The organism is Candidatus Megaera venefica (genome assembly GCF_034554655.1).
Taxonomy (GTDB): domain Bacteria; phylum Pseudomonadota; class Alphaproteobacteria; order Rickettsiales; family Rickettsiaceae; genus Megaera_A; species Megaera_A venefica.
Genome location: NZ_JARJFB010000121.1, coordinates 1 through 5,703, shown reverse-complemented (window position 1 = coordinate 5,703; position 5,703 = coordinate 1). Strand labels below are relative to the sequence as shown.

General features: G+C 33.5%; 4 protein-coding genes and 1 tRNA gene. All 5 read left to right on the top strand.

Annotation, left to right across the window (positions count from 1 at the left end; genetic code table 11):
• Positions 1–232, top strand: a 232-nt coding sequence (locus Megvenef_RS07040; RefSeq protein WP_322777261.1) for a potassium-transporting ATPase subunit KdpA, incomplete at its 5' end; no start/stop codon positions are given.
• Positions 233–317: 85 nt separating this feature from the next.
• Positions 318–1,211, top strand: a complete 894-nt coding sequence (locus Megvenef_RS07035) for a M23 family metallopeptidase (RefSeq protein ID WP_322777260.1) — start codon at positions 318–320, stop codon at positions 1,209–1,211.
• A 290-nt stretch (positions 1,212–1,501) separates the two neighbouring features.
• Positions 1,502–1,578 (top strand) — tRNA-Arg (locus Megvenef_RS07030).
• Between the two features lie 341 nt (positions 1,579–1,919).
• Positions 1,920–4,700, top strand: coding sequence for a sodium:solute symporter family transporter (locus Megvenef_RS07025; protein ID WP_322777259.1), 2,781 nt, complete (start codon positions 1,920–1,922; stop codon positions 4,698–4,700).
• Positions 4,701–5,375: 675 nt separating this feature from the next.
• Positions 5,376–5,703: transposase (locus tag Megvenef_RS07020; protein ID WP_322776028.1), on the top strand; the 328-nt coding region annotated here is incomplete at its 3' end.

The following is a 5,703-nucleotide window of genomic DNA, read 5'->3' as shown; positions in this document are numbered from 1 at the left end:
TTATATGACCGCACTAGCAATGTTCATAGGCCGCTACCCGATAATATATTTTTCTCTAGCAATTAGTGGCTCATTTGCTGCTAAACAAAGACTTAGCAATCAAATAGTTAGGCATACACAGTCTAGTATTGAGCTTAGTTTATTCCTATTAATTACAGTAATATTGGTTGGAGCTATAATGTTTTTGCCTCTTATGATCCTTGGACCACTTTTAGAATTCATAACTATGTAATAATCAACACTTAAATCTCATTTGCTAAAGTGAAGCAAAGCCTAAGTTTTATTTTAATTTTGTAATGTATAAGGTTTGGTATATAGTGTCGAAAACATCATTTTTTTATCAGATGTCTACGTTCAAAAATATACTATTTTTACTGTTAATTTGTATTTTAACCCAAGGATGTAGCACTGGCGGATATTCAGTCGAAGCCTACAAATCGATTGGTGGCGAGTTAAAACGTAACTACAAGCTAAGTAGGGGCGATCTTATTGTTGCTTATGATCTTGGTAGAATAGATAAAACAAACTGTATCTATTCAGCTGACCTAGGGAATATCATTAACGATCGGCGCTACAAATCAAAATATATATCTAGGTTCAAAGCCCTATATAAATCTCCTCTTAATTTGAAAAAAGAGGCTATGCGCAAAATTGTAAGGATTAATAAATTACTTCTAGAACTACATCATAATTATCGGATATTATCAAACAGTAAATACCAATATGTAAGGAGGCTTTCTAGATCCGATCTAACCCAAGTCGATTTACGCAAAGAGCTAGATGTTCTCGATAGGATTATATCTTTTATACCAATAATGATACCAATTGGCAGCACCACGGTTACGAGTAAATACGGAAATAGATTACATCCTATAAAAAAACGAGAAGTATTTCATTGTGGATTAGATATGGTCGCAAAAAATGGGGCTAACGTTTATGCTTCTGCAAATGGTATAGTAGTCTTTGCTGGGAAAAAAGCTGGATATGGCAATGTCGTTGAAATTCAACATAGCAAAACGCTTAAAACACTTTATGCCCATTTGGCTAAAATTTCTGTTAAGAAAGGAAGATCAGTAGCAAGAGGCAAAGCTGTCGGAGTGCAAGGTAGCACTGGAGCCACAACAGGTGATCATTTACACTTTGAGGTTTGGGTAAATGATCGTCACGTGAATCCTTATGATTTCGTTTCTAGCGAGTGTACTTGTAGGTGACATAGTAAGTTAACCTGAACATGGATAAGAGATCAGTAGTTTGTTAGGCAGCCTAGTTGTCATATTGTAAAATCACCAAGAGCAAAAACCAGTCATCCCGGGCTTGATCCTGGATCTCTTTCGGTCTCATGAGATACTAGGCCAAGAGGCCGGCGTAAGCTTCAATCAAGTCCGGCATGACTGTGTAGCGCTTTGAAATGCCTGACTTGATCCGACAGTTACTTCTTTTCAGTATGGCTTGATTTATTGTAAGAAGACTATTATGATCCCTCAGGTCAATAGTTATTCTTGGGGCCGTAGCTCAGCAGGATAGAGCGACGGATTCCTAATCCGTAGGTCGGAGGTTCAAATCCTCTCGGTCCCACCAATTATACAAAGGGTTGCAAGGACTTGCTGTTTTGATAAATTTTTATTGGGTATACTTAGGGTATACTTTAGGCAGCGTTTGTTGTCTAAATCTACTAGATCAAATCGCTCTTTGAAACTCGCCAAACAACACTGCTCTGATATTAGCACTGGGTTAAATTTGTCCTTCCATTCGATTGCAAAGATTAGTTTAAGCAATCATTACCATTCGAATTAAATTGATCTAAAGATTTAATAGTTACTAGTAACTGAAATTTTATAGCTATTTTTAACTTATCTATTGAACTCCTGTAATATTTTATTTAACTTGAAGATTGAGAAATTTAAATAGATATACATGAAATGTCATATAATATAGATAGCGTCATCTTTATTGGTTTTCTGGCTGCTAATCTTATAGTTGGATTATTTTATAGTAGAAACGTCAAAAATATACGTGAATATGCTATTGGTAAGCGCAATTTTTCAAGTACTACTATTGCCGCCACTATTGCAGCCACTTGGATTGGTGGTGGAGTTCTGTCGCAAACGATTACAGAAACCTACAAACAAGGTCTTTATTTTATTATTCCTGTATTTGGTGATTCACTAGTTTTACTAGTAATAGGCTATTTTTTAGCTCCACGTATGGCAGAGTTTTTAGGTACACTTTCCATTGGTGAAGCAATGAGTAATTTATATGGTAAAAATGTAAGAATAATAACTACATTAATTGGCATAATAAGTTGCGTTGGCGCAGTGGCAGTCCAGTTTAAAGTCTCCTCTACAATATTGCAGTTATTATTCAATGTTTCAAGTCATTATGCGGTTTTAATAAGTGCTATAATAGTTGTTCTATATTCCGCTGTTGGAGGCATTAAGGCAGTAACCTTTACTGATGTAGTACAAATTTTTACTTTTGCCACTATTATACCGATTATATCTTTTATAATTTGGGGAACTCTAGGCGACCCGCACAAAGTATATTTAGTTATTACTGAAAACCCTTTATTTGATTATAAACAAGTATTTGATTTCTATAATCCTAAGCTTTTAGATTCCTTTTTGCTTTTTTTATTTTTTATTATTCCAACTTTGGAACCAGCTATTTTTCAAAGAATATCCATGGCAAAAAATACCATGCAAATAAGGAAATCTTTTATTATTGCTTCTTTCATATGTCTTGCTATCTCGTTAGTAATATGCTGGATTGGCGTACTGCTTCTTGCTGGGAATGCGGATTTAGATCCAAATGCTCTTCTACCACATATTATAAATAATTATAGCTACTCAGGGTTAAAAGGGTTAATAGCCATAGGGGTTATGGCTGTTATTATGTCAACTGCTGATTCTTATATTAATTCTGCAGCCGTCCTATTTACTCATGATTTTTGTAAACCACTCGGTATTAGGTGGATAACAAATCATCAACTTTCCTTATCTCGAATTTCTGCTGTCTTTGTCGGTATTGTTGCCTATTTCTTAGCTTTTAATACCAAAAGCATATTAGAACTAACTTTCCTTATATGGGGTTCATATATGCCAATAATTTCAGTGCCTTTGTTATTGGCTATTTTGGGGTTTCGTAGCACCCCCAAAGCGGTGTTAATAGGTATGAGTGCGGGCGTTGCTACTATCTGCATATTTAATTTATTTAATTTTAAAACCAATAGTACTATTCCCGCGATGCTTGCAAATATTTTGTTTTTTATGGGAAGTCATTATTTGTTAAGGCAAAAAGGTGGTTGGGTTGGCATCAGGGATAAAAAACCTTTGGAGGATATAAGGAAAACTCGTAAAAGAAGAATTTATACACTGATTCGTAGCATCAAAAATTTTAATTTTGTTACTTTCTGTCAAAGCAATACCCCGCAAAAAGAAATGATCTATTCATCTTTTGGTGTATTTTGTATTATTTCAATTTTTTCTACTATGTATTCTCTACCATTAGATATACGCGAACAATATAAGGTAATCCTAGAATATATATATCATTTTGTTTTAATCTCATCAGCTATATTCTTAACTTATCCAATTTGGCCACCTACTCTTAAAAACAAGAAATTTATAGCCATATTTTGGAATATTGGTATTTTTTCTATCTTAGTATTCATAGCTGGGTTTTTGGTTGCAATCAGCAATTTTTCTCAATTTCAATTAATGATTTTTATATTAAATTTAATAGTGATATCTATTTTACTCAGGTGGCAAGTAGCATTATTTATTATATTTGCTGGGGTAATAGCAAGCTTAGAGTTCTTTAAATGGTATATAGGATTTGATAACCTTTCCGCTAATATAAACAGCTTGCAATTTAAAGTTATGTATTCGTTGCTTTTGTTTAGCAGCGTTTTAATTGCCTTCCTAAAACCACAACAAGAACGAAACAAACTCACTGAGCAAAAAGCTGATCACCTTGGAGAGCGAATATATGATAGGGATGAGGAATTAGAAAAATTAATTGAGGTTAAGAATGAATTCCTACGTAACTTGGAACACGAAGCTCATACACCTATTGTTGGTATCACAAGTATGGGGCAGATTCTTTTTGAGAGCTACGACAAGTTAACTGAAAATCAAAGGAGGAAAGGTTTAGAAGAGATAGCTAAAAGTTCAGAGCGATTATCCAGCCTTGTTAATAATATGATCGATCTCTCTAAACTCTTAAGTCTTAATTATACATTAGATAAAAAAGAGGTAGATTTAAGCGAGCTAATATATGATCGACTGGATTATTGCAAGAAACTATACTTAAATGGTAAAGAGCTACAGTTTTTTACAAAAATAGAAGATAATATTAAGATCAATTGTGATGAGCATTATATAAAGTCTACTTTAGATAATTTGATTATCAACGCTATTCAATATAGCAAGGAAGGGAATATTACCTTGGAGCTGCATAAAAATTCTGATTCAACTGCAATACATTTTAGCATTCAAGATGAGGGTATAGCTATTCCACAAGCAGAATTATACGATATTTTCTTCTCATTTATAGTTAGCTCTAGAACCAAAACACCCGCTGGTGGTCGTGGTATTGGACTTGCATTGTGTAAAAAAGCAATTACAACACACGGCGGAGAAATTTGGGCTGAAAGCGATGGTGCGAAAGGATCTACTTTTAGGTTTACGCTTCCAATGTAGATTTGGAACAATTTAATTTACCAATCATACCGTCAATCTTTATAGTATCGAGGTATCTCATAATTATTATCTCAGTCGTTTTTTCTAAGCTATAACTTTCTAAAGTCGCTAGCTCCTTCAATTTGTTATGATACACATCGTTAAGTCTAACCTTTATATCCTGAGCCATAGAAATACCTGTAATATTAATATTGTATGGACGTAATGGACGTAATAAATATAATGTTAATGTAGCGTTGTCAATGGTTTTAAGTTGCAGTTTTGTTATTCTAGTCTTGAAAATCTGAGACAAAATAACATTTTAAATTATACTTAACAAATATAACGACACTTTTTTAAATCAAAACATTAGAGAAAAATGGAATTTAGATTTTATTAAGGAATTTATGCTTGGATGCTGAATATGAAGTTTATCAAATTTACAATAATCCACCTGCTTTTCACTGTTGGTTATCTGGCTTATTTATTGTAAAAACTAGAACCGCTTCACGTACACGAAATAGCTTTAACTTTCATAGCTATAGGTTCAATGTTAGGTGGAGGAGTAAGACTATTAAGTCCCTCCGTCAAAACTCTCCCCGCCTGAATTAACAAGGGGTTTCATGTCATAAACAGCTTACAAAATCCATAAGAAAATGGTATAATTACCGCATAAAGCTTACGGATTTTAAAATTATGCCTATAGAAAATATTACTTTTCTCCAAAAACAAGAAAGGTTATTTGAAGAGAAATTATCTACAAAACTAAATCCTAAAAACAAGTTATATAAACTAAGGGATTTAGTAAATTGGTCTGAACTTGAAGCCAGAGCATTGCCTAACATTGAAATCAAGCAATTTGGTAGAAATAAGAAAGATCATAGAGTAATGCTAGCACTATCAATGCTTCAAGCTATGTACAACGGTTCTGATTCGTTTACGGAGGAAGAGCTAAAGGAAAATATTTATTGGCAATATTTTTGTGGTTATGAATATTTGCAGCAAGATCTTGATGTGTCTGAAG